The organism is Paenibacillus sp. 7523-1, assembly GCF_002276415.1.
GTDB classification, from domain to species: Bacteria; Bacillota; Bacilli; order Paenibacillales; family Paenibacillaceae; genus Paenibacillus; species Paenibacillus illinoisensis_A.
Genome location: NZ_NPBR01000027.1, coordinates 66,305 through 89,197 on the forward strand (window position 1 = coordinate 66,305; position 22,893 = coordinate 89,197).

The 22,893-nt window shown below is 48.2% G+C and carries 26 protein-coding genes; 23 read left to right on the forward strand and 3 right to left on the reverse strand.

The window, feature by feature from the left end:
* Positions 1-89 precede the first annotated feature (89 nt).
* The gene (locus tag CHH60_RS25710) at positions 90-314 is read right to left on the reverse strand and encodes a DUF1128 domain-containing protein (RefSeq protein ID WP_095292560.1); all 225 of its coding nucleotides are present in this window, start codon (positions 312-314) and stop codon (positions 90-92) included.
* A 157-nt stretch (positions 315-471) separates the two neighbouring features.
* Here CHH60_RS25710 and yyaC point away from each other — a divergent pair, with 157 nt between their 5' ends.
* From yyaC to CHH60_RS25735, 5 genes are all read left to right on the forward strand, one after another.
* Entirely contained in the window at positions 472-1,014 is a 543-nt protein-coding gene (gene yyaC, locus CHH60_RS25715) for a spore protease YyaC (protein WP_255248089.1), read from the forward strand.
* 109 nt (positions 1,015-1,123) lie between these two features.
* Positions 1,124-1,918, forward strand: coding sequence for an alpha/beta fold hydrolase (locus CHH60_RS25720; protein ID WP_095361794.1), 795 nt, complete (start codon positions 1,124-1,126; stop codon positions 1,916-1,918).
* Positions 1,919-2,126: 208 nt separating this feature from the next.
* A complete protein-coding gene (locus CHH60_RS25725) occupies positions 2,127-2,816 on the forward strand; it encodes a DUF6483 family protein (RefSeq protein WP_095361795.1) in 690 nt (229 codons plus the stop codon).
* 112 nt (positions 2,817-2,928) lie between these two features.
* Positions 2,929-4,116, forward strand: a complete 1,188-nt coding sequence (locus tag CHH60_RS25730) for a class I SAM-dependent methyltransferase (RefSeq protein WP_095361796.1) — start codon at positions 2,929-2,931, stop codon at positions 4,114-4,116.
* Between the two features lie 349 nt (positions 4,117-4,465).
* Positions 4,466-6,868, forward strand: coding sequence for an O-antigen ligase family protein (locus CHH60_RS25735; protein ID WP_141236992.1), 2,403 nt, complete (start codon positions 4,466-4,468; stop codon positions 6,866-6,868).
* 111 nt (positions 6,869-6,979) lie between these two features.
* Here the strand turns inward: CHH60_RS25735 and CHH60_RS25740 are convergent, their stop codons facing one another.
* Positions 6,980-7,327: a dehydrogenase gene (locus CHH60_RS25740; protein WP_095361798.1), complete on the reverse strand. Its 348-nt coding sequence runs from the start codon at positions 7,325-7,327 to the stop codon at positions 6,980-6,982.
* 161 nt (positions 7,328-7,488) lie between these two features.
* Between CHH60_RS25740 and CHH60_RS25745 the strand changes: the two genes are divergently transcribed.
* The 17 genes from CHH60_RS25745 to CHH60_RS25825 all read left to right on the forward strand — a co-directional run bounded on the left by CHH60_RS25745 (position 7,489) and on the right by CHH60_RS25825 (position 21,056).
* Positions 7,489-8,103 (forward strand): DedA family protein, encoded by a 615-nt coding sequence (locus tag CHH60_RS25745; protein ID WP_095361799.1) that lies wholly within the window; start codon positions 7,489-7,491, stop codon positions 8,101-8,103.
* Between the two features lie 2 nt (positions 8,104-8,105).
* Positions 8,106-8,675 (forward strand): thioredoxin family protein, encoded by a 570-nt coding sequence (locus CHH60_RS25750; RefSeq protein ID WP_095361800.1) that lies wholly within the window; start codon positions 8,106-8,108, stop codon positions 8,673-8,675.
* Positions 8,676-8,681: 6 nt separating this feature from the next.
* On the forward strand, positions 8,682-9,314 hold the full coding sequence (locus CHH60_RS25755) for an MBL fold metallo-hydrolase (RefSeq protein ID WP_095361801.1): 633 nt from the start codon (positions 8,682-8,684) through the stop codon (positions 9,312-9,314).
* A 333-nt stretch (positions 9,315-9,647) separates the two neighbouring features.
* Positions 9,648-9,899, forward strand: coding sequence for a hypothetical protein (locus CHH60_RS25760; protein WP_095361802.1), 252 nt, complete (start codon positions 9,648-9,650; stop codon positions 9,897-9,899).
* Positions 9,900-10,008: 109 nt separating this feature from the next.
* Positions 10,009-10,536: an RNA polymerase sigma factor SigY gene (gene sigY, locus CHH60_RS25765; RefSeq protein ID WP_095361803.1), complete on the forward strand. Its 528-nt coding sequence runs from the start codon at positions 10,009-10,011 to the stop codon at positions 10,534-10,536.
* Between the two features lie 3 nt (positions 10,537-10,539).
* Positions 10,540-10,878 (forward strand): DUF5345 family protein, encoded by a 339-nt coding sequence (locus CHH60_RS25770; protein WP_095361804.1) that lies wholly within the window; start codon positions 10,540-10,542, stop codon positions 10,876-10,878.
* A complete protein-coding gene (locus tag CHH60_RS25775; RefSeq protein WP_255248090.1) occupies positions 10,871-11,086 on the forward strand; it encodes a hypothetical protein in 216 nt (71 codons plus the stop codon). Before CHH60_RS25770 ends, CHH60_RS25775 begins: the two co-directional genes overlap by 8 nt.
* Positions 11,087-11,231: 145 nt before the next feature.
* Entirely contained in the window at positions 11,232-11,615 is a 384-nt protein-coding gene (locus CHH60_RS25780) for an ATPase (protein ID WP_095292512.1), read from the forward strand.
* 220 nt (positions 11,616-11,835) lie between these two features.
* Entirely contained in the window at positions 11,836-12,123 is a 288-nt protein-coding gene (gene gatC, locus CHH60_RS25785) for an Asp-tRNA(Asn)/Glu-tRNA(Gln) amidotransferase subunit GatC (RefSeq protein WP_095292515.1), read from the forward strand.
* 28 nt (positions 12,124-12,151) lie between these two features.
* Positions 12,152-13,609, forward strand: a complete 1,458-nt coding sequence (gatA, locus tag CHH60_RS25790; RefSeq protein ID WP_095292518.1) for an Asp-tRNA(Asn)/Glu-tRNA(Gln) amidotransferase subunit GatA — start codon at positions 12,152-12,154, stop codon at positions 13,607-13,609.
* Between the two features lie 26 nt (positions 13,610-13,635).
* Positions 13,636-15,075 carry an Asp-tRNA(Asn)/Glu-tRNA(Gln) amidotransferase subunit GatB gene (gatB, locus tag CHH60_RS25795; protein WP_095292521.1) on the forward strand — a complete coding sequence of 480 codons (1,440 nt, stop codon included), beginning with the start codon at positions 13,636-13,638 and terminating at the stop codon, positions 15,073-15,075.
* A 140-nt stretch (positions 15,076-15,215) separates the two neighbouring features.
* Positions 15,216-15,680 carry a GNAT family N-acetyltransferase gene (locus tag CHH60_RS25800; RefSeq protein WP_095361805.1) on the forward strand — a complete coding sequence of 155 codons (465 nt, stop codon included), beginning with the start codon at positions 15,216-15,218 and terminating at the stop codon, positions 15,678-15,680.
* A 33-nt stretch (positions 15,681-15,713) separates the two neighbouring features.
* Complete coding sequence (locus CHH60_RS25805; protein ID WP_095361806.1) at positions 15,714-16,424, forward strand: MgtC/SapB family protein; 711 nt, start codon at positions 15,714-15,716, stop codon at positions 16,422-16,424.
* Positions 16,425-16,570: 146 nt separating this feature from the next.
* Positions 16,571-17,164, forward strand: coding sequence for a hypothetical protein (locus CHH60_RS25810; protein WP_095361807.1), 594 nt, complete (start codon positions 16,571-16,573; stop codon positions 17,162-17,164).
* Between the two features lie 26 nt (positions 17,165-17,190).
* Positions 17,191-18,594 carry a DUF4097 family beta strand repeat-containing protein gene (locus CHH60_RS25815; RefSeq protein ID WP_095361808.1) on the forward strand — a complete coding sequence of 468 codons (1,404 nt, stop codon included), beginning with the start codon at positions 17,191-17,193 and terminating at the stop codon, positions 18,592-18,594.
* A gap of 171 nt (positions 18,595-18,765) precedes the next feature.
* On the forward strand, positions 18,766-19,188 hold the full coding sequence (perR, locus tag CHH60_RS25820) for a peroxide-responsive transcriptional repressor PerR (RefSeq protein WP_024631328.1): 423 nt from the start codon (positions 18,766-18,768) through the stop codon (positions 19,186-19,188).
* A gap of 119 nt (positions 19,189-19,307) precedes the next feature.
* Positions 19,308-21,056, forward strand: a complete 1,749-nt coding sequence (locus CHH60_RS25825) for a glycosyl hydrolase family 18 protein (protein ID WP_176476209.1) — start codon at positions 19,308-19,310, stop codon at positions 21,054-21,056.
* A 143-nt stretch (positions 21,057-21,199) separates the two neighbouring features.
* Here CHH60_RS25825 and CHH60_RS25830 read toward each other — a convergent pair whose 3' ends face one another.
* Entirely contained in the window at positions 21,200-21,598 is a 399-nt protein-coding gene (locus CHH60_RS25830; RefSeq protein ID WP_095292538.1) for a DUF2614 family zinc ribbon-containing protein, read from the reverse strand.
* A gap of 131 nt (positions 21,599-21,729) precedes the next feature.
* On the opposite strand from CHH60_RS25830, the gene CHH60_RS25835 reads away from it, so the two are divergent.
* The gene (locus tag CHH60_RS25835) at positions 21,730-22,602 is read left to right on the forward strand and encodes a nucleotidyltransferase-like protein (RefSeq protein ID WP_255248091.1); all 873 of its coding nucleotides are present in this window, start codon (positions 21,730-21,732) and stop codon (positions 22,600-22,602) included.
* The last annotated feature ends 291 nt before the right edge of the window (positions 22,603-22,893 follow it).

Below are 22,893 nucleotides of genomic sequence, written 5' to 3' on the forward strand. Positions count from 1 at the left end.
GATATCAAGTAACTAAAAGATAAAAAGGGCCTGTTCTCCATGTGGTGGAGGCAGGCCCTTTTTGTTTGTGTGAATGAAGATGGGTGCTTTTAAGCTTTACGCAGGTTCCCCAGTTCGGAAGCAACAGCTTCCACTTCGGAAATACTCAGATGCTCCTTGCTCATCACCATCTCATACAGATCATGCAAATCCTCGTATTTGTCGAGGGGGAACGCCGAAGCCTGCATAGCCGCACCGCTGGCCATACGCAGCTTGGTTTTGATCGCTTCAATCATATATTCCATGTTGGCCGCGTTCGGTTGTGTCAAATCCATCGTTATGTCCATCCCTTCCGTATCGGAAACTGTTGTCATTGTATCATGATTGGACAGGCACAGGCCAATGTTTTGCGGGAATCCCCCTGTATCGGATAAAATGTAAAAAACAATACTCATTCACAATGCTTCTGTGCGTGTAAAGGAGGGGAAAAGATTGGCAGCATACAAGCGTGAGATGGTGCGCCACCAGAGTCGGGAAACTCCAAAAGGTGTGCCTGGAGAAGACCTGGTTTTATTTTTCAAACACATTTATGAGCAGCATTCACCTGATGAAATAACATTTGTCTGCATTGGAACGGATCGTTCATCGGGAGATGCACTCGGGCCTTTAACAGGAAGTCTGCTGGAGGAGTACGGAGTGGGTCATGTTGTAGGAACGCTAGCAGCACCTTGCGATGCAGATACACTGGAGAAACGGATGTCTCAGATCCCGGCACATCATGCCATTGTTGCGATTGATGCCTGTCTGGGTCCAAAGCATGCCACAGGTACATATTATCTTTCACATCATGCGTTGAATCCTGCGCAGTCCGTAGGGGGGAAGCTGCAGCCTGTTGGACATTATAGTGTGGCAGCTGTTGTAAACGTCAATGGTCCCAGGCCCTATTCCATCCTGCAGATGACTTCGCTTCACCTCGTCATGAACATGTCCCGAACGATCGCTGACGCAGCGTTTGCGGCGAGGAAAATGAGATAAACGTTTCATTCATGAGATGAAAGCTTAATAATATACAACTTGAATGACAAGAAGTTGGTTATATACAATGAATATAATCAATTCAATTCGCGCAGAGAGAGGGATTCATATGGAAAAAGTGATATGTGATGGAACGACGATATGTTATGCCGAACAAGGCAAGGGAGAAGCGCTTATTCTTCTTCACGGATACTGCGGCAGTTCATCCTATTGGGATGAAGTTGTGCCGGAGCTTGCACGTCATTATCGCTGCATCGTACCCGATCTGCGTGGACACGGTAAGACTGACGCCCCTATGGGAACATACACAATAGATCAAATGGGCAATGATGTTCTGCAATTAATGGATGAGCTGAACGTGGACAAGGCTGTCCTGCTTGGACACTCCATGGGAGGATATATCGCCCTTTCCATCGCTCAGCGCCATCCGGAACGACTAAAAGCCTTTGGTTTGATCCATTCTACCGCATATCCGGATAGCGAAGAGGGCAAGGAAAAGCGTCTTCGTGCAGTATCGGCTATTCAGACGGATGGTATTGTAAGTTTTGTGGATGGATTGGTTCCGGGATTGTTTGCTCCTGAACATGTGGAGCAGTTATCGGCAAAAGTATCACGTGTCAAGGAAATCGGGTACCAGACCGCGCCTCAGGGTGCAGCTGGAGCCGCACTGGCTATGCGGGAACGTCCGGATCGCCGTGATGTGTTATCGGCTACACCGTTACCGGTTTTGCTGGTCGCAGGTGAAAAAGACCCTGTGATTCCGCCGGAACGCACGTTTACGAGTGATAAACCGCATATTGTACAAGCAGTCATTGCCGGGGCGGGCCACATGAGCATGTATGAAGCACCCGAACAGTTGATTCAGGTTATTAGTCAATTTATGAATGGTTTACCGAAGGCGTAATTCTCGAAATTCATTATTTTCAGCAGAGTCCATCATTGTATATACCGTTACAATAGGAAACCCCTGTATCGTCTGTATAAGACGACGGGGGTTTCTTTTTGCATCTTGGAATCCAAGAGGAGGTCCTTTTTTGGCTTTTTGATAGGGCATGAATTAAACTAGCAATAATGGACGATGATCCGATTGAGCGAATGAGGGGGCATATTTGATGTTCAGAAAAGACTATCTGCTCCGCATGATGGAGGAAATGACCGAGGCGATTGGCAAAGCATTTACACTCAGACAACAGCGGAAACACACGGAGGCGCTGTCGGAATTGGACGAGCTTCTTCGCAGGCAGTTTGGCATGAATTTGTCTTTGCTAAATTCTCTCCCTGCAGAGGATGTCATTGAAATGTTTCGTTTTCGCGGAGTCATTGAAGTGGACAATCTGCAGCAAGCTGCGCGTCTGATCGAAGAGGAAGCTTATATTTATGGAGAGAAGGCCAGAGTGGAGGGCATTGATGATCAGGAGAAGCAGGATTCAGAGGATGAAGGACTCATCCGATTAATGAAATCATTACACTTTTATTTGTATGCCCTGAATCATGGTGCCAACCCGAAGCTGCTGGATGCACCGGAACGCGTGCAATCGATATTGGAACAAACGAAAGAATACGAACTTCCTGCCCGTACGGAGAAACAGCTTGCGCTGTATCAAGAACAACATGGGCGATATGATCTGGCCGAGAACAGCTGGTACCGCGTCCTGCGGGTAGGTGAAGGACATCCCGTGAATTATCGCGAAGATGTGAAGGCCTTTTACGAACGATTGAGCAAGCTTGAAGATGGGCAACTGGAACAGGGCGGCCTGCCACGTCAGGAAGTGGAGGAAGGTCTCGCTGAACTCATCCGCTAAACGGAGAACAAAACAGGACACACAAATGAATAAGGCTTGTTAGGTGTCTTCACTTGGAGCGGCATCGGAATTGTGGTATGGTTACGGTTGACCAAACCAAATCGAAAGTGAGATGTACCCCGTGGATTCATTGCGAAAGCTTATACAAGACATCTTTGAGCAGAATTCGCTGATTACAGCGACCTGGAGCCAGCTGCGCAGACGGGACAATGTCTCGTATACCAAAGTGCAAGTCAAGCCGGTAACGCTGAAGAATCAGCTGCATTATCAATTCGCATTTCATTATAACAACAAAGTGCTGCACGAGAATTTGACTCCGGCTGAAGCGATAGAACGCATGACTGTGCTGTGCGAAGAGACGTTTCGTCAAGGACTCCTCTGTACGACAGAGGCAGATTATCAAATTTTGATCAGCAAAAAATATAAAGTATCCATTCTGACCAAATCTCCATCCAAAACGTCAGTGGATCTCTCGCATAACCGCAAGAAGCAATACGTGCTGGAAGAGGGAGTCCCTGTCTCGTTCCTGGTTGAGCTGGGAATCATGAATGAAGAGGGGCGGGTATTGGCCCGCAAGTACGATAAGTTCAGACAGATCAATCGTTTTCTTGAAATGGTACAGGATGTCATTCCGTATCTGCCTGAGGGACGCCCGCTTACCATCGTTGATTTTGGGTGTGGGAAGTCCTACCTGACCTTTGCCTTGTATCACTACTTGTCGGTACAACAGCGGAGATCGCTGAAGATTATCGGTCTTGACCTGAAAGCGGATGTCATTGAACATTGCAACGCTCTTGCACAAAGGCTGCACTATGGTGATCTGAAGTTCCTGGTTGGTGATATTGCAGACTACGACGAGCTGAACGAAGTGGATATGGTCGTGACACTGCATGCCTGTGATACGGCGACCGATGCGGCACTGGAGAAAGCTGTTCGTTGGGGCGCTTCAGTCATACTGTCCGTACCGTGCTGTCAGCATGAGCTGTTTGACCAGATTGAATCTCCGGTAATGAATCCGTTATTGTCCCATGGTATTCTGAAGGAACGTTTCTCCGCACTGGCAACAGATGCCATTCGTGCGAAGCTTCTGGATCTGATGGGTTACAAAACGCAACTGCTGGAATTCATTGATATGGAGCATACACCCAAAAATATTCTGATTCGTGCTGTGCGTGGACAGGCGGGTCAAACGGCTGATATGTGGAAGGAATACACGGAGTTCCGTGATTTCATACATGCAGATCCGTACTTGGAACGGGCTTGTGCAGACCTGCTGCCAGGTGGTGCCAATCCGATTTAAACCGTAGAGGGCGATGTAACGGAAAATAATACAGATCGTTCAAACGGGAAATCGACAACCAGCCCAGATTCTTGTGACCACTGCTAAATTTCGCAAAGCGCTAACCATAGTTGGCTGATGGTCTGCCATGTCCAGGAATGGACATACTGGTATGAGGGTCCCGTTATGGAAACGAATAAACGATTGTGCTCCATATGAATGAAAATGATGACGGTTAGACATAAGACAGGAGACCCTATGAGGGTCTTCTGTCTTTTTTGTATGTCATGCGTGCTGAGTGCGAATGAAATGCAGCAAGGGAGATTTGCAACGTTTGTTCGATAACAGAAGATGGGAAGGAGGTAGGCCGTTGCAGCAGCAGAGAGACGGCGATCACATGGTTGAGCATCAGCAGGGTAAGAATCGAGCGGAAATAAAGATGAATGTATGTAGCGCTGTGCCAATATCCGCTACGGATGCAGGAGACCTGAACTTGAGTTGCAGGTTTAAACAAGCGAAGACGAAGACGTTTGGCTTGGATACATCGGCATTAACGATGGTATTGGGCGTGATGGGTACAATCATGTTGTTGGCCGCATGTCTGGGCCGGGGGCTATATTTTCCTTCCGATGTGTACGGGGCCATTTTGTTCTCTTCGGGGAGCATTCTCATGGGAGTGATCATGCTTCTTCTGTTACGTGTACTGCGGAGTAAGAAAAATAATGCACTGAAAAATCGCCTAAGTTGCGATATTCACAGTAATGAAGAAATGAAAATAAGATATTGGCATATGAATCTTAATGGCTGGCCCATCTGGCCCATCATCATGATGGTTTGTTATGGCCTGCATGCTTGTTTGGGTTCTGTAAGCACACAAGGCAGCATGGATGAAATGCTGCGGTGGAGTTTGCTGGCTATCTTTGCCCTGCTCGCAGGGATGCTGGCTTCGTGTGCCCACGGCGTGCGATGGTTCGCCGTGGGATGGCAGGCTGCAGGCAGCCTGCTTGTATTCAGCGGCCTGCTTGCGGTGTGCGGCGTGCTGCCGCTGCCTTTCGCGGTCATGCGAACCGCTGACCCCGAGATCAGCTCCGCCGGTGCGAGGCTCGGGGGACTGCTGCAGTACCCCAATGCGTACGGCGCCGTTGTCGGCATGTACGCATTGGAGCGGCTCGCTGCAGTCGCGCGTGCCATGGGCCGTCCCGTGACGGCCGGGCGCCTTATCGCGGCAGCACTGCCGCTTATGCCCGCGCAAGCCGCGCTCCTGCTGAGCGAGTCGCGCGGCGCCTGGCTGGCGACAGGCATCGCCGCCGCCAGCGCTTTCGCTTGGCAGCGGCGCGGAGACCGCCTGCCGCTGCTGCTGGCCATGGCCGCGCCCCTGGCGAGCGCGGCCTGGCTGTACCGCCAGCTGGCTGCTGCCCAGCTGGCGCCTGCACCCGTGCCCGGCCTGCTGGCACTGGCCGGGGCATGGGCAGCTGCGCTGCTCGGCACGCTGCTGCTGTGCCGCCTGTGGCACACCGGCGCCCGTGCCCGCGCCGCTGCCTTGACGGCCATGGCGTTGGCGGTTACTACCGCCGCCATGCTGGCCGTGTCCTCCACCGCCGAACGACTCGCGGCAGGTGTCGGCACGGGGGTGTCCCGCCTCCGCATGTGGCGGGACGCCCTGGAGCTCTGGTCCGGGGCCGCATGGCTTGGCCACGGAGGAGATACATGGCGCAGCATGTTTCGCGCCATTCAATCCTCGCCGTATGTCGGAGGCGAGGTCCACAACGGCCTGATCGACATGGCCCTTGATACGGGCCTGATCGGCTTAATAATCATCTGTGCCTGGTTTGCTTTTACCATTCGTAATACCGTGAAATACGCAGCAGGCTTAATGCCCTCCGTGCTTGTTTTTGTTTTGCATGGGGCCATGGATTTTGACTGGAGCTTCACATTGGTATGGATGCTGTTTATCTGGCTGGGAGCATGGTCATACGCATATACAAATGAACAGCGTACAGCCACTGCGGACGAGCATGCCATAATCCAGGCGAGAGAGGTACCAGCAGTTTTTACGAATGAACGCTCAGTACAACCATCGCTTCTGTCCAACGGGTTTTCATATCAGGCTATTCGAACAATGCGGACCATACCATGGTTGACTTCCCTGGCCATCCTGATTTGGCTTGGGGGGACAGTCTGGCTGGCGGGGCGTAATGTCTTGGCGGAAGTGAAGTATCGTTTGGCTGGAACTGTGCCGCAAGAAATAATCCAGCATAGGGCAGAATTGACAGCTGCATTTCACGCGAATCCATACCGATCGGAGATTGCCATCTCTCTTTCGCGTACTCTTACAGCCCATGATGCAGAGAAGCTGTTGATGAGCAGCTTGTCCCACTCGCCGGCAGAGCCGCGGCTCTACCAGGAGCTGGGGAAACTAGCAGCCCAAGCAGGGCAGGGAACGCAGGCTGGCAAGTATTTTGAACAAGCAGTTGCATTGAATCGGTATGATACCCGTATTCAGTCCGCTGCCTTGTATTGGATGATTCAAGCATCCCGGCGGGAATGGGCTGCCGGTTACACGGACCGAGCCAGGCAGACTGCCGCTGCAGGTGTGCGAATGTATGAGCGTTACGAACAGCTGAGTGCCACAGTGGTTGCAGGGAAGGCACGTAATGATCGCCAGTTTACCTTAGATGACGATGCTGCCGTTTACATTGCTCATTTACGTATTCTTGCATCGACTGCCGTTCCTCAGGAATGGACCAGACAGACCAACAAACCACCTGGGTAACACCTGCGTCTGCTTCTCTAAAACATGAATTATGGAGGGTCTGCTCAAGGAACGTTTCCTTGTCTCTGTGCGTGCATGTTCCTGTAGGAAAGGCTCTGAATCCTCTGTATTCTACAGACGATATCCGCCGAATGCCTGCTGGAATGCAGCCTGAAGCGGTTCAATGTCCACATTCCATAGAGAAGCTATATCTGCACTGACGTCATTGTTCCACCACTCGCATAATTTCTTTCGATTGTCCCGGTTTTCACCGATCCAGAGCAAATTGACAATCACCTTTCCGTAATAGAGTTCTTCCGCCTGTTTCATCTGATCGGGAGAAATATAGATTTTCAGCCGTTTCGCTGTCCGGTATAGCTCCTTACTGCAAGCTCTGCGAATCCCTCTCGCGGAAGGTAACTTCTGGCTAGGGTTGCTATGTTTGACCGGGGGAGTGCCGGGTGTTGATTTGGGTGACATCTTCTCACGCTCCTCTCCCGATACCATATGCGAAGGATGACTTGCAGGACACTAACCCGGTTCGATGAAGTAGCAACAAACTGCAGCCCTGTGCTAAAATAGGGACGAACATCCATGGTGCTGCCGGGCACCGCCAATCAGGATGAAGAAAGAGGGTCGAGATGGACGTTATTCATAACATTGTCGGTCAATTGTTCGACTGGATTCAGAGCCTTGGATACTTTGGAATTATGCTGGGATTAATGCTCGAAGTCATCCCCAGTGAAATTGTACTGGCATATGGAGGATTTCTCGTTTCACAGGGCAATATCAATTTCTTAGGTGCAATGATCTTTGGTACCGTGGGCGGTGTAATAGCCCAGCTCTTTATTTACTGGATTGGCCGTTATGGCGGCAGACCTGTGCTGGAACGCTACGGAAAATACATACTGATCCAGAAGAAACATATCGACCATTCCGAGGAGTGGTTTCGCAAGTATGGTACAGGTGTCATTTTCACGGCGCGTTTTGTTCCGGTTGTGCGTCATGCCATCTCGATTCCTGCAGGCATATCTAAAATGCATACAGGCAGGTTCATTCTGCTGACAACACTTGCTGTTATACCTTGGACTGCATTGTTTATATATTTAGGGATGGTACTCGGAGACCAATGGGAACATATTAACGAAAAAGCAGCACCTTACATTATGCCGATTTTGCTCGTTGCACTCGCACTTATGATCATTTATGTACTTATTAAATGGATGAATGTTCGAAAAAAGAAAGGAAGTGTCTAGTTATGGGTAAACCAAACTTGTCTCACAAATTCGGTAAAGGTCTTCCGCCGAAGGACTTCATTGAGAGCATGACCAAGAACCAAAGCGAATTTCAAAAGAACTATGACAGCTTCTCATGGCCAAGCGAAGAGGATCGCGAGTTTTTCGAGAGCTTGAACCACCGCGATGATCTGCGCGTTTTGATTTTGGCTGCTGACTGGTGTGGAGATGTTGTTCGCAACATACCTGTGGTGTTCCAGGCTCTGGAGATCTCAGGCATTCCAACCGAAGTTTTGATTATGGAAAATCATCCTGAAGTGATGGATGAATTCCTTACGATGGGCGGCCGTTCGGTACCTATCGTTATTTTTGCGGATACAGGCGGTCATGTCTTGGGCCAATGGGGACCACGCCCTCAGCATGTACAGGAAGTCATGGTTGAATTTAAACGCGAGAACCCGGATCGTGATGCAGCTGATTATCAGGAGAAGATGGCTGTAGTACGTCAGGAAATCGGTAAACGCTATGGGGAAGGAACGGAGTCGCATGCAGTCATTATTCGTGAGCTGCGTGAACTGATTTCGGGTTACTAATCCAAGATGCTTACCATTCGTACATTTACACTCGGTCCGCTTCAGACGAATGCATATCTGCTGCAAGGGGAAGATCCGGGGAAAGCCGTTATCATTGATCCGGGCATGAACCCGGGGCCGCTGCTCAAAGCCATTCAAGACTTGGAAATTGAAGCGATTTTGCTGACACATGCGCATTTTGATCATATGGGCGGTGTGGACGAAATTCGCAAATTGAAGGGCTGTCCAGTCTATTTGCATGATCTGGAGAGTGACTGGCTCACCTCTCCCAAACTGAATGGATCGTTGAACTGGCCGCAGGCTTCACCGCCTCTTTCGACAGATCCTGCAGAATATGCGATGGATGAAGGACAGACCCTCCAGTTTGTTGGGCATACATTTAAGGTATATCATACACCTGGACATTCCCCAGGCAGCGTAAGCCTGCTGTGCGGTAATGATTTGTTTGCAGGAGACGTTCTGTTCCGTATGGGTGTAGGGAGAACGGATCTGACGGGTGGACGGGAACGAGACTTGATTGATTCGATTCAAAACAAGCTGTATACCTTTGCTGATGAAGTGAAGGTATATCCCGGTCATGGCCCTAAAACAACCATCGGTTATGAGAAGCAGAATAATCCTTACGTTTCCGCAAGATAATCGACATTTAAGTGAAGAAAGTCTGGACAAGTGACAATTTTTTCATTAGAATAGCAATTAGTTGTTACAAGCGTTAAGGCATCATCTAACTGAAGCTTTAAATAGCAGTACCCTAACTTGCGAAGCACGCAGACTGTGGTCTATACCCGGTTTGCGTTCTTTTTTTATTTTCAGCAAAATTGGCAAGAAAAGAGTCATCCAGATACAACTTACATAAGGAAAGTTATTGTAATGCAGACAGCTTTGGATCTGAATAGCAAGTACATGGAACGGAACCCTAGAATGTAGTATTTAATTGGTGAAGCATGAGGAACAAGAGAGCGGGGAGAAGAAGTGGAGAAGAAGCGCGTTATACCTTTTGAACGCCGTGCCAAGTACTCAGCAATGGAAGAGACTCGCCGGGTGATGGATACGGGCAAGCTTGAATTAGCAACGGATCGTCCTCAACTACATAGCTACACAAGCAAGGCAATGAATGAACCTTTGGAACAGCAGCAAAATATATGGAGGAGTCACGTTTTGAGCAGCGGAGCCCGCAACCAGCCTTGGTTCGACAAGCTGCGGGAATACCGGAATGAAGTCTGATTGCCCGGGAAATTGTCGGCTTCAGATTTTTTTGTAATTCATTTGAACGTTTATGCAGAGACTGTCGTATTAACACAAGAATGAACGGGAAGCAGAGGTGAAGAACCAGATGGAAGCAGCTGAACTGGAAGAGGTCCGTAGGGCGGCAGCAGGAGATGATGCTGCGCTGGCGGCGCTGCTTCAACGTCATTATGCTTTCGTGTACAAATACTTGGTCAAGGTTACGATGGATCCAAACGCTGCTGAAGAAACAGTTCAGGATACGATGATTCGGTGTATGGAAAACATTCATCGTTATGACGGTTCGTCTGCCTTTTCATCCTGGATGATTACCATTGCTACACGCATCTATATTGACAAGACAAGACGTAAGAAAAGAGAAAATGGCTGGTTGAATATGATCCGTAGTGAAGCCGTCAGACGATTCCGATGGCAGTTTGAGAGCCGGAATGAAGAATGGACGGACGTTATGGATGCCATGACTAGATTAACGCCGGAACACCGTGTTGCTGTACTGTTGAAGCACTATTATGGCTATGGCTATGATGAGATTGGAGAAATGCTCGGTATTCCAGCCGGAACGGCGAAATCAAGAACGGCTTATGGCCTTCGTCAATTAAGAAAGGAGTTGGGATAAGGCATGAGCAGGACGGATGAACAAGATGAGCAAGAGCTCCTCGAACGACTGCGGCAGCAGATGAAAGTGCTGGATGACGCATATGAGCCAGTGAGTGTACCTTCATTAGCCTCGCTGGAAGTGCAGGTCAGAGAACGAAGACGAATCAGACGCCGTAAGAACCTGATCGAGATGATTTTGTTCTGGGTGATCGGGCTGTTGGTCATTGCTTCTGGGGCCCTGCTGTTCCTGTCTGCTCCAGCTCTTTATGTGGGTATCCAGGCTGTTGGTGTAGCAGCAGCAGTGACAGCAGCAATCATATGGGCGGGCAAACACCGGAAGGAGGAGGCTTCTCATGAATAATATGCATTATTCGTTGAATGAGATTTCTCCAATCTGGATAATATTGATTGCAATTCTATTGTTTGTGCAAGGGACATGGATTTTTCAGGATGCACGTAAACGTGGGCGTTTCCCCTGGTTATGGGGATTATGGGGGATCACCGGATTCCCGACACCACTCATAGTATATTGGTTTGTAGTTATTCGATCAGGTCGCAGACGGTCCTAACCATATAATGGACGAATGATAATCTGGTGATAAAAAAGATTTTGCACAAATATGTTGCTTAATTCTAGTAATCGTAGACATCGTTATTCTTTTCTAGTAGACTATACAAATAAATATGAAAGATAGACTACCAGGAGGTTAGACGATGCTGCGATTAGGAGAAAAGGTTGTCATCGTCGCGGATGCGTTTGAGCAGAATCTTCCTGTGGGGGAATATGGTTACATCATCGCTTATGACCGGAATCCGGACAATGCGTTCGATTACGTGCTTCGAGTGCCGCAGGTGAACCGGAACTTTTTTGTTCCATCCGGCGACGTCGATCTGGAAGAGGTTCTGCTGAAGCAGGAAGCTGAGCGGGTCGAGCGAGAAGCGTTGATAGATTACGCCCTTGCGACACACAACGAGAAACTGTTTCATCATCTGATGAACGGAGATATTCAAGCTGTGGAAGAGGAAGAGGAAACCGCGAACGATGTTATGTCACAGGCGGATTTTATAAAGCAGGTTAATCTGCGTGCATGGATTTAGGATCTAGAGAGTCGGCTGATGCCGGCTCTTTTTTGATTATTGCATGAACTCCAAGGAATGGGGTTATTTTGCTTATTGGACAAGTCAGGTCATTTGCATTGAATTGTCGAACCATCTCCCCTATAATGAAAAAAGTTATCTTGGGACTTTAGCCCGTTAAACGAGCGATTCGTTTCAGGCAGTTTCGGGAAGTTGAACGAAATGAAGGAGGCATCCGGAAATGAGTATTTCGAATAATGACGTTCAGCATGTGGCCAAGCTGGCCCGGCTCAATTTGACTTCTGAAGAAGAACAGACGCTTACAGGACAGCTGAACGCAATTTTAAAATATGCAGAGAAGCTGAATGAGCTGGATACAGAGAACATTGAGCCAACGACTCACGTTCTGCATGTCAGCAATGTGATGCGTGAGGATGAAACGAAGGAAAGCCTGCCAATCGAACAGGTGATGCGCAATGCACCGGAAGAAGAAGACGGGCAGTTTAAAGTGCCTGCTGTAATGGAATAACGGATAACCGGAAGGAGGACGAAATACCGTGAGTTTATTTGAACAATCGTTGCCTGAGTTACATAACAAGCTGCACGCCAAGGAATTGTCGGTCAGCGACTTGGTGGACCAAGCATATCAGAACATTAGTGCACGTGAAGACAAAGTTAAGGCATATCTTGCGCTCGATGAGGAACAGGCTCGTTCCCGTGCGCGTCAGTTGGATGACCGGCTCGTCAGTGGCGAGGAGAAAGGTTTGCTCTTTGGATTACCGGTAGGTATTAAGGATAATATCGTTACGAACGGACTGCGCACGACATGCGGCAGCCAGTTTTTGCGTAACTTCGACCCGGTGTATGATGCAACGGTTGTCGAAAAGCTGAGAGCTGCAGATACAGTGACGATCGGTAAACTGAACATGGATGAATTCGCCATGGGCGGTTCGAATGAAAATTCGAGTTTCTATCCTGTGCGCAACCCATGGGCGCTGGATCGTGTTCCAGGTGGCTCCAGTGGTGGTTCTGCGGCCGCAGTGGCTGCAGGCGAAGCGTACTTTACGCTTGGATCTGATACGGGTGGTTCCATTAGACAGCCTGCTTCGTATTGTGGCGTTGTCGGCATGAAGCCGACTTATGGACTCGTTTCGCGTTTCGGATTGGTTGCATTTGCATCCTCATTGGATCAGATCGGACCTCTGACGAAAAATGTTGAAGATTCTGCTTATGTACTGCAAGCAATTGCTGGCTATGATGCTAAAGATTCGACATCTGCAAAAGTGGAGATCCCGGACTACTTGAGCGGACTGACAGGTGATGTCAAAGGACTGCGCATTGCCGTACCGAAGGAGTACATTGGAGAAGGTGTTGATCCGCAAGTTAAAGAGACCATTCTCTCTGCCTTGAAAGTGCTTGAGGGACTCGGTGCCACTTGGGAAGAAGTATCCCTTCCGCATACCGAATATGCGGTGGCTACGTATTATTTGCTCGCTTCTTCAGAGGCTTCTTCCAACCTTGCCCGGTTTGACGGCGTGCGTTATGGCGTACGTGCAGATAACCCGGACAACCTGCTCGACCTGTATCACCAATCCCGCAGCCAAGGCTTTGGTCCGGAAGTGAAACGTCGTATCATGCTCGGGACGTATGCGCTGAGCTCAGGTTACTATGATGCTTATTACCTGAAAGCTCAAAAAGTGCGTACATTGATCAAACAGGATTTCGATGACGTATTTGCCAAATATGATGTCATTATTGGACCTACTGCGCCTACAACCGCATTTAAACTGGGTTCCCAGGTGGATGATCCACTCACCATGTATCTCAATGACATCCTGACCATTCCGGTCAGTCTGGCAGGTGTACCTGCAGTGAGCATCCCATGCGGCTTCTCGGATGGATTGCCTGTTGGCATGCAGATTATTGGTAAAGCCTTTGATGAAACGACTGTACTGCGCGTTGCGCATGCGTTTGAACAAAATACAGAATTCCACAAGCAGCGTCCGCAGCTGTAGACTGCCCGGAACGGAGGAATATTGAAATGTCTGCATCTAAATATGAAACGGTCATTGGACTTGAGGTCCATGTGGAGTTGCATACCAACTCCAAAATCTTTTGCGGCTGTTCCACGGCCTTTGGAGCACCACCAAATACCCATACTTGTCCCGTCTGTCTCGGACATCCGGGCGTATTGCCTGTACTGAACCGTCAGGCTGTGGATTATGCCATGAAAGCAGCGATGGCCCTCAACTGTACCATTGCTGATGTCAGCAAATTCGATCGCAAAAACTATTTCTATCCGGATTCACCAAAAGCCTACCAGATCTCACAATTCGACCAACCGATCGGTGAGAACGGGTGGATTGATATTGAAGTAAACGGAGAAACGAAACGAATCGGTATTACCCGTCTTCATCTGGAAGAAGATGCAGGTAAGCTTACTCACGTGGATGGCGGCTATGCTTCATTGGTTGACTTCAACCGTGTGGGTACACCTCTTGTGGAGATTGTATCCGAACCGGAAATTTCTTCACCGGAAGAAGCACGTGCGTATCTGGAAAAATTACGTGCGATCATGCAGTACTGCGATGTGTCGGACGTGAAAATGGAAGAGGGATCACTCCGTTGTGATGCCAACATCAGTTTGCGTCCGCATGGGCAGGAGAAGCTGGGAACAAGAGCAGAACTGAAAAACATGAACTCTTTCCGTGGCGTTCAGCGCGGTTTGGAATATGAGCAGTTCCGTCAGGCTGAAATTCTGGATGACGGCGGCGAAGTGGTTCAGGAGACGCGTCGCTGGGATGAAGCGCAAGGAAAGACGCTGACCATGCGTGGCAAAGAGCAAGCGCACGACTATCGCTATTTCCCGGATCCGGATCTGGTGAAGCTGCATATTGATGCAGCCTGGAAGGAGCGAATCAAAGCTTCGATTCCGGAGCTCCCTGACGAGCGCAAAGCACGTTATACTGCTGATTACGGATTGCCCAATTATGATGCAGAAGTGATCACTTCATCCAAAGCGGTTGCTGATCTTTTTGAAGACAGCCTGAAATATACGCAGGATGCCAAAGCCGTATCCAACTGGATTATGGGCGACCTGCTTGGTTATCTGAACAACAGCAATCTGGAATTGTCTCAGGTGCCTCTGACGGGTCAGGGACTCGGTGAGATGATCGGATTGCTGGAGAAAGGCACGATTAGCAGCAAAATCGCCAAAACCGTCTTTAAGGAAATGCTGGAGAGCGGCAAGCTTCCACAGCAGATCGTTGAGGAAAAAGGTCTTGTGCAAATCAGTGACGAAGGTGCCATTCTTGCCATTGTAGAACAGGTTGTTGCGAACAACCCTCAATCCGTGGAAGATTACAAGGCAGGCAAACAGAAAGCGATCGGCTTCCTGGTAGGACAGGTTATGAAAGAAAGTAAAGGCAAGGCTAATCCGGGTCTGGTTAATCAACTGCTTGCAGATGTACTGAACCGCTAATCCATCCGGTGAGGCCGGACAGAAAGAGGCTCGTCCCTGTGACAGCCTCTTTTCTTATTTTTATAAGGCAAACACATGTGGTAAATAATCATGTACAGTGTAATCGAATTCAGTTGCGTACGAAGGAGATGAGGGCCAGAATGAAGATTCAATTACTGTCACTGAATGATCTGGAGACCACAGGGCAGCTATGGCGGCTTCAGCATGTAGCCTATCGGCTGGAAGCGGAGATGATTGGTTTTCAGGAAATTCCGCCTTTGATGGATACGATCGAATCTCTGCAAAGCTGCGGGGAGACCTTTTACGGCTGCCTGGATGATGAAGAAGAACTCCTGGGTGCTGTTGCAGTGGCGGAGGAAGAGAAGGACACATTGACGATCACACGTATGATGGTGCACCCTGAGCATTTTCGCAAAGGTATTGCAGCTGCATTAATAAGGCATGTATTCGAGCAGTACCCGGAACTTCCGCGGTATATCGTATCGACAGGTACATTGAACCAACCGGCTGTCAACTTATATACCAAATTCGGTTTCATACCCGTAGAGGTTACGCCGATTGCACCAGGTGTGGAATTAACGACATTTCATAAGAATAAACATTAATTATGTGAATTTTTTGAAGGAGGAATACCAGTTTTGGGCGATCCTTGGTTTATCGATGAGTGGCACATTTTATTGCGATTATTACTTGCCATGCTGCTTGGAGGACTTGTAGGTCTGGAGCGTGAACGTTCCAATCATGCTGCTGGTCTGCGTACCCACATTCTGGTCTGTCTCGGGTCTGCACTGATCATGATGTTGTCTGTTTATGGTTTTAAGGATTTTGCCAATGAATTAAATGTGCGGATTGATCCGGCTCGTCTGGCTACAGCAGTTATTACGGGTGTCGGCTTCCTGGGAGCGGGTACAATCCTGTTTACCGGAAAGTCCATTACAGGACTTACCACCGCGGCTTCGATCTGGGTTGTAGCAGCCATTGGACTGGCAGCAGGCGCGGGATTCTTTTTTGCCTCCATCGTATCTACGATTCTGGTACTGCTCAATCTGTGGGTGTTCAACAAGCTGGAGCTTAGGTATATACGAGGAAACAAGCTGCATGTCGTCACCCTGCATACGTTGTCTGAACCCGGCTTCCTGGAGCAGGTGTCTTCATTCATGGAGCAGGAGAAGATTAAAATACGCAAAATTACTGTCAATGAGCAGGATCTGGCTTTTGCCGAGGTCATTTCGGTTGAACGAAAGATTGAGATTGTACTCCACGTGCATGTACCACATGAACTTAATACAGTGCAGCTGGTAACTAAGCTAAGGCAGTGGGAGCATGTGACCAAAGTATCCATAGAATAAATCGTTAAACCCTCCCTAGGCCTGTTGTGCCGGAGGGTTTTTAACCATATCCATATTTCTTCCAGTTACTCGTTGGGCTCTTTAGGGTACTATCTAACCAAATGCATGAAGAGCGGGAATGCTATTTCATAAGAAAGGAGCATGTCATGAAAAGTAAACATACGTCCGGGAAACGGAGACAAACGGCCAAAACCAAGCCGCTCCGAAATCGGACACATAAATTTATTGCCGGATTGCTCAGTGCGATCATTCCTGGTCTGGGTCATATCTATTTGCGGCTGTATATGAGAGGTCTGACGTTCATGCTGCTTGTATTACTCGACCTGTCAGCGCTTTTGTATTTTTCATCTATTGGCATACAGATTAATGTGCCCCTTTTAATTTTGCTCGCTTTGTTCATTCCAGTGATCTACTTTTACAATGTATTCGATGTACTGCAATCTGCGGATTGGGTCATGATGCGGAGGCGCAGAGCTGCAACTCATGGAAATACGGACAAGCCTCTAATGAACGAACGGGCTGTTGGTGAGGCCTTTATGGCATGGGAGCGAGGCATTTCGTTTGGGCTGCTGCTTATTGTTGGTGGCGGGCTGATGGTGCTATTCTTCCGCAAACCTCGCTGGTTTCAGGAAATGCTCGCTCTGTATGGTGGATATGTTTTTGCCGGTGTACTTATTATTGTAGGGCTGATCCTGTTCGGCCGTGAGATCTGGGTCATGCTGCGCAAGAAAAAAGTTTAGATTAGGAGAATGGAGGAGGGAAAATAATGAACCGTAAAGTCCGGGTCGGTCGCTATACGGCTGCCGCCTTAATCGTAGCGGTCGGTGTGCTGTTGATTTTGGATAAACGGTGGGGAACTGACTACGTATATGATATGGTCGACTGGTGGCCATTGCTGCTTATCGCATTGGGTGTGGAATACATAATGTTGTTCCTGTGGACGCGCAGCAAGAAAAAGACATCAGCTGATGAGCTGCCGGATGAGAAAGTGAAGATGCGCTTCAGACCGGATGCCAAAGGCATCTTGGCTTCCCTTGTGCTCACGGCCGCGGTATTTATTGTGACAGAGCAGGACCACTATATGCACTTGTGGAACAGGGTGAGCCTCAATCTGGGGGCAGCCTCCATGGACTATAGCCAGGCAGCGGGGTACATGCAGGACAAGGGTACGATCCGCGTGCCTGTTGGTATGGATACTTCCGATCTTGTCGTGCAGGGGGTTAATGGAGATATTTCGGTACAGCGCGGAGATACGGAAGAGATAGAGGTGCGCACGGTAGTATGGGTAGATAAGACATCCGAGGTAGAGGCAAAAGCTGTGGCAGATGCATCGTTTGTTGAAACGGACGGCACCAAGGTTATTCATATTACCGCAACGGGCAAGACTTATGGAGATAACGATAAAACACAGCCTCGCATGAATATGACGATTACGATCCCGGATGACCGGCGTTTTAATCTGGACATTCGCACTTCCAATGGAGCCATATTGTTAAATCGGCCGGAGGCAATTAACACCATTGTGGCTGAAACGGGGAATGGACGTATCCGGATTACGAATGCGGTAGGTGACATTACAGGCAAAACGTTAAATGGCGATGTGATTGTAGCCAATGCGATGGGGAATGTTGATCTGGATAGCAACCGGGGAGATATGAAGGCCCGCGGAGTTTCAGGAGATGTAGATCTGACCACACAGGTAGGGAGCATTAGCATTACGGATTCAATTGGTGAATTTACCGCTGAAACACGGAACGGAAATATTACACTGGATGGCGCAAATCTCGCTATCAGGGCTCAGTCTCTGAATGGAAGCATCAGCATCGTTTCCTCCAAGATAGGTGGGGATTGGGATGTATACAGTGCCGTTGGTGCAATCAGCATTTTATTGCCTCATCAGGGTGATTACAGTCTGAGCGGCTCCAGCAGTTACGGTGATCTGAAGACTGACCTGCCATTTACAGTGCAAAATAAAACCATTGAAGGCCAGCTTGGTGAAGGGGAATACACGGTTAAAATTGAAGGGAACAGCGACCTTACCATTAATCGCAACCCGGATGTGCCTTCGGCTGATACGAACAGTTCAAATCCGGAAGACATGGATGGCGATTTGGAGCAGAGCGAAGATAACGGGGAGAATTCCCAGGATAATACCTCTGAAGTTCCGTAACTGCCGCGTTGACAATAAACTTACAATCGCCGTACAATAAAATAATAAAAGGCAAGGTTACATGGAAGGAAAGATTAAACGTCCAGTTCTTTGTCAAGAATCAACTCTGATGGATAAGAGGGTAATGGATCTTGTTTATTCAGGAGAATGAAAGGTAAGGCGGTGGGTTTTATGGCAACACGTGTCCAACATGCGTTGGAGCATCTGAAGACGACCGGTGTCCGTATTACACCCCAGCGCCATGCCATATTGAATTATCTGATGGAATCCATGGGGCATCCGACTGCCGATGAAATTTACCGTGCGCTTGAACCCCAATTTCCCAGTATGAGCGTGGCGACTGTATATAACAATCTGAAGATGTTTCTGGAGGCCGGCATGGTTCGGGAATTGACATACGGAGATAACTCCAGCCGCTTCGATGCCAATGTGACGGATCATTACCATGTCATTTGTGATAAATGCGGTAAAATTGAAGACTTCAGTTATCCTTCGCTCAAAAGCGTTGAGCTCCAGGCGGAATCAAGTACCGGATTTGAAGTCCATGGACACCGATTGGAAGTTTATGGTGTTTGTAAAAGTTGCAGGGATTAAGAGAGATGAATTACAATATTAACGTGCAGAATTCAGTTTGAATTCTACACGTTTTTTGTTTTTTAATTAAAGATTACATGCATGATTTTCACGCGGCAATAATATCTTCATGATTCAGCATGATTAACGGAGGTAGGCGTTTGAGTAGAAAAAGCAGATATACAAGGCAGAAGAAGAGGCGTTCGTTCTGGCCTGGTTTTTTGGGAGCTTGTCTTATTGCAGGCGGTGCTTACTGGTTTATAACGAATGTCTGGCTGAACCAGGTTCACGAGGACCCCAATTGGATCGGAATGAATCAGCCTGTTTTTGTGGATGGTCAATTGATGGATGGTGAAGCTTCGGGAACTGGGGAGGAGCTTAAACTGCCGGTGAACGTACTGCAGGAGGCGATTGATCCTGGCATACGTTACGAAGCGGACACAGGCGATATCATTATAGCGACTCCGCAGCGTGTACTTCATATGAAGGAAGGCAGCACCAAGGCCGAGCTCAATCATAAGGACTATCCAATGTCAGTTGAGCCTGAGGTCATCGGAGGAGAGGCGTACATCCCTCTTAAGCCCTTGAAGGAAGTTTACGGGATTGCCGTACAGGAAGATACATCTACGGGTGCAGTTATATTGATGCGTGGAGGAGACGCTATTCAATATGCGGAGATTGATACCTTGTCATCCAAAGCGGATAAGACCATTCCTTTGTACAAGCGTGGAGGAGAGTCTTCCCCGATTATTGCGGATATGGAGCAGAACGCCCGGGTACGGGTATGGCAGACAGGTGATGAGCAGAGTTTTGTTCAGCTGGATAACGGCTATGCCGGCTATGTGGATAATAAGTACGTTTCCCTGACAGAGAAAAAGGAGCTGGACAAGCCCAAATTCACTCTGACGGCTGCCGAGAAGAAGTGGCAGAATAAAACGGTAAATCTAGTGTGGGAGGCGGTATACAACCGTCAGCCTGACGTCAGTTCTATAGGCAAGATGCCGGGTGTGAATGTGGTCAGTCCAACGTGGTTCCATATTACGGACGGCCAGGGCAATGTGAAGAGCAAAGCCGATAAAGCGTATGTTAACTGGGCTCACCGTTCCGGAATGGAAGTATGGGGACTGATGGATAACAGTTTCGACCCGGATATTACAAAGAAGGCAGTTGCCTCATACGAGACCCGCACGCATATCATTGAACAGATGCTGGAATACGCGCAAACCTATCAATTGGATGGTATCAATATTGATTTCGAGAACGTATATACCGATGATGGACCCAATATTACTCAATTTGTTCGCGAGATTAAAGCGATGGCACGCATCCACGGACTCATGCTCTCCATTGATGTAACTCCAAAATCCAATAGTGAAATGTGGTCCGCTTTTCTGGATCGACGTTCACTTGGTTCCTTTGTCGATTACATGATGGTTATGGCGTACGATGAGCACTGGGCTGCCAGTCCGAAGGCCGGTTCCGTCGCTTCGCTGCCCTGGACGGAGGCGTCTATGAGAAAAATTCTTGAAGAAGATGAAGTGCCTTCTAACAAATTGATTATGTCTGTTCCGCTGTATACACGAATCTGGACAGAGGAAGCAGACGAACAGGGAGAGATTAAAGTATCTTCCAAAGCGGTCGGAATGGATACCGTTGCTGATTTGATCAAAGAGAAGAAACTCAAACCTGCGTTAGACTCTCAAAGTGGACAGAATTATGTGGAGTTTACTGAGGATGGGGCGACCAAGAAAATCTGGATAGAAGATGCCGTTTCTTTACAGGCCCGTGTAGAACTCATTGAATCACTCAAACTGGGTGGTGTAGCTGCCTGGAATCGCAGTTTTGCTAACGCATCAGCATGGAAGACCTTACAACAGGTAAGTCGTTAGAGATAAACGGTTACTGAACTTATCTTTTTTATATGATTCGAAACAATTCATTGTCTGAAAAAACGCAAAAAAGGCTCGGTCTAGATACCGGGCCTTTTTTGTTGTTTACTCGTTGATCTTAGATGTGAAGTGAATGAGTGATACTAGCCTTTTGGACTAATACGGTGATCCGTATCAGAAATAGATGGAGAAGGCGCTTTCAGATGAGGACGGTTTGTGTTCGCTTGATTAGGATCCAGAGTGAGGATGGTATGGCAGAACATACAACGATCGGTCTTGCCGAGCATTTTGGTCATTTTACCGCATTCAGGGCAATCCACTTGAACAGCGCTTGTAGACAACATTCCAGCCCAGAAGTAGATGGCCAGACTAGCCATCATGGCAACGAGTCCGATGACGAGTCCCACGGCTGCAAACACTTTGCCTGCATGTCCCCAAAACACAATTCCGGCAGTTCCCAGTACCATTAGCCCCATGCCTAGCATGGTGAGTAACAATCCCCAAGTGCGAAAAGCATTAATTTTAGCTGATTTAAAAATCATGAAAAATGCTCCTATCGTATGAGTAGTATCGGACCTGGAAAAGAAGGAAACTTTAGTCTGCATGTAGAATTACATTATAACTGACTTGGCGTTGAACTGCCATGAATTGTATGGAGGGAATCGTGGAATTAATGAACCTAGCTTTTTTATCCGGACAGTCGGAAGAGTCGGGGGCAGTTGGGGCTATCGCTTATTCCCATCCGGGTGAGCGATTCCACGGCTCCCTGATTCAGGATTTCGAATTGCTTGTTCTCATTGTCTGTGATACGGATCAAAGTATGTCTGAGGTTGGGCATTACCGTTATGGGGACTTGCGCTATCAAATGATCTACGTGGGGCGTAATCAACTGCAGAGCAGCGTAATTACGGGTGATAATAACAATCTCATGCAATGCTTGATTGAGGGCGAGATCATATGGGAATCAGACGGCGCCTTGAGTGCCTTGAGGGAAGAGCTGTCCGCCTTTGGATTGGAGTTGCGGGAACAAAAGCTGCTGCATGAATTCGCAAGTTTTCTGAGAATGTATGTGGAGGCCAAGCGGCACATTCAGGAAGGACACGTAGTTGATGCTTATTACAGTGTTCTGGAGGCTTTGGGTAACTGGGCCAGGATTGTATTGATAGAACACGGAGTATACCCTGACCATGCTGTTTGGACACATGTGCAGAGTATGGATCGGGCACTTTGGAAGCTCTATCAGGAGCTTACGGTAAGCTCGGAGACGTTGGAACAACGGGTGGAACTTGTTCTTCTTGCCTGTGAATTTTCGGTCATATCCAAAATGGGGGATTGCTCGGAATTGCTTCTGCGGGTAATTAGAAGCCGAAAAGAAGCATGGAGCGTGGACGAACTGGTCCATCATCCTCAATTAAGATTTGTAGGAGAAGATCTCCCTTTAATTCTGCGCAAACTAGTTCTTCGTTCTATTGTAAAGGAATCGGCTGGCTGGCCATCTCTGATAGGAGGCGAAGGGCGGGAGATTCGATATTGGATCGATGCCTGAACAAGGCCATATAGTTTCAATGATTTGGTTTGGCAAAGGGAGGGGGAACCTTCCTTTTTTGTTTGTAATATAAATTAATAAAAACAGGTTGACTCGTACTTATGGAATGTGATACATTATATTTCGTTCCCCAAACGGACTTTTAGAAAAAAGGCTTGTGAGGGACAAGTTGAGAACTTAATGATTTGAAAAAGAATCAAAAAAAGTCCTTGACGAAAAGACACTGAATGTGATACATTATTTAAGTCGCCGCCGAAAACGCGGTTGGCAAAAAAGAGAATCACAAACAAC

What these genes read in the sequence shown, in the direction of transcription:
- CHH60_RS25720 (WP_095361794.1), top strand. Translation starts at nt 1,124, where the DNA reads ATGGAAAAAGTGATATGTGATGGAACGACGATATGTTATGCCGAACAA.
- gatB (WP_095292521.1), top strand. Translation starts at nt 13,636, where the DNA reads ATGTCTGCATCTAAATATGAAACGGTCATTGGACTTGAGGTCCATGTG.
- CHH60_RS25775 (WP_255248090.1), top strand. Translation starts at nt 10,871, where the DNA reads ATGAATAATATGCATTATTCGTTGAATGAGATTTCTCCAATCTGGATA.
- sigY (WP_095361803.1), top strand. Translation starts at nt 10,009, where the DNA reads ATGGAAGCAGCTGAACTGGAAGAGGTCCGTAGGGCGGCAGCAGGAGAT.
- gatC (WP_095292515.1), top strand. Translation starts at nt 11,836, where the DNA reads ATGAGTATTTCGAATAATGACGTTCAGCATGTGGCCAAGCTGGCCCGG.
- CHH60_RS25725 (WP_095361795.1), top strand. Translation starts at nt 2,127, where the DNA reads ATGTTCAGAAAAGACTATCTGCTCCGCATGATGGAGGAAATGACCGAG.
- CHH60_RS25730 (WP_095361796.1), top strand. Translation starts at nt 2,929, where the DNA reads ATGTACCCCGTGGATTCATTGCGAAAGCTTATACAAGACATCTTTGAG.
- CHH60_RS25780 (WP_095292512.1), top strand. Translation starts at nt 11,232, where the DNA reads ATGCTGCGATTAGGAGAAAAGGTTGTCATCGTCGCGGATGCGTTTGAG.
- CHH60_RS25835 (WP_255248091.1), top strand. Translation starts at nt 21,730, where the DNA reads ATGAACCTAGCTTTTTTATCCGGACAGTCGGAAGAGTCGGGGGCAGTT.
- CHH60_RS25710 (WP_095292560.1), bottom strand. Translation starts at nt 314, where the DNA reads ATGGATTTGACACAACCGAACGCGGCCAACATGGAATATATGATTGAA.
- CHH60_RS25745 (WP_095361799.1), top strand. Translation starts at nt 7,489, where the DNA reads ATGGACGTTATTCATAACATTGTCGGTCAATTGTTCGACTGGATTCAG.
- CHH60_RS25740 (WP_095361798.1), bottom strand. Translation starts at nt 7,327, where the DNA reads ATGTCACCCAAATCAACACCCGGCACTCCCCCGGTCAAACATAGCAAC.
- CHH60_RS25810 (WP_095361807.1), top strand. Translation starts at nt 16,571, where the DNA reads ATGAAAAGTAAACATACGTCCGGGAAACGGAGACAAACGGCCAAAACC.
- CHH60_RS25770 (WP_095361804.1), top strand. Translation starts at nt 10,540, where the DNA reads ATGAGCAGGACGGATGAACAAGATGAGCAAGAGCTCCTCGAACGACTG.
- CHH60_RS25825 (WP_176476209.1), top strand. Translation starts at nt 19,308, where the DNA reads ATGATTAACGGAGGTAGGCGTTTGAGTAGAAAAAGCAGATATACAAGG.
- CHH60_RS25830 (WP_095292538.1), bottom strand. Translation starts at nt 21,598, where the DNA reads ATGATTTTTAAATCAGCTAAAATTAATGCTTTTCGCACTTGGGGATTG.
- CHH60_RS25755 (WP_095361801.1), top strand. Translation starts at nt 8,682, where the DNA reads ATGCTTACCATTCGTACATTTACACTCGGTCCGCTTCAGACGAATGCA.
- CHH60_RS25750 (WP_095361800.1), top strand. Translation starts at nt 8,106, where the DNA reads ATGGGTAAACCAAACTTGTCTCACAAATTCGGTAAAGGTCTTCCGCCG.
- CHH60_RS25815 (WP_095361808.1), top strand. Translation starts at nt 17,191, where the DNA reads ATGAACCGTAAAGTCCGGGTCGGTCGCTATACGGCTGCCGCCTTAATC.
- CHH60_RS25800 (WP_095361805.1), top strand. Translation starts at nt 15,216, where the DNA reads ATGAAGATTCAATTACTGTCACTGAATGATCTGGAGACCACAGGGCAG.
- perR (WP_024631328.1), top strand. Translation starts at nt 18,766, where the DNA reads ATGGCAACACGTGTCCAACATGCGTTGGAGCATCTGAAGACGACCGGT.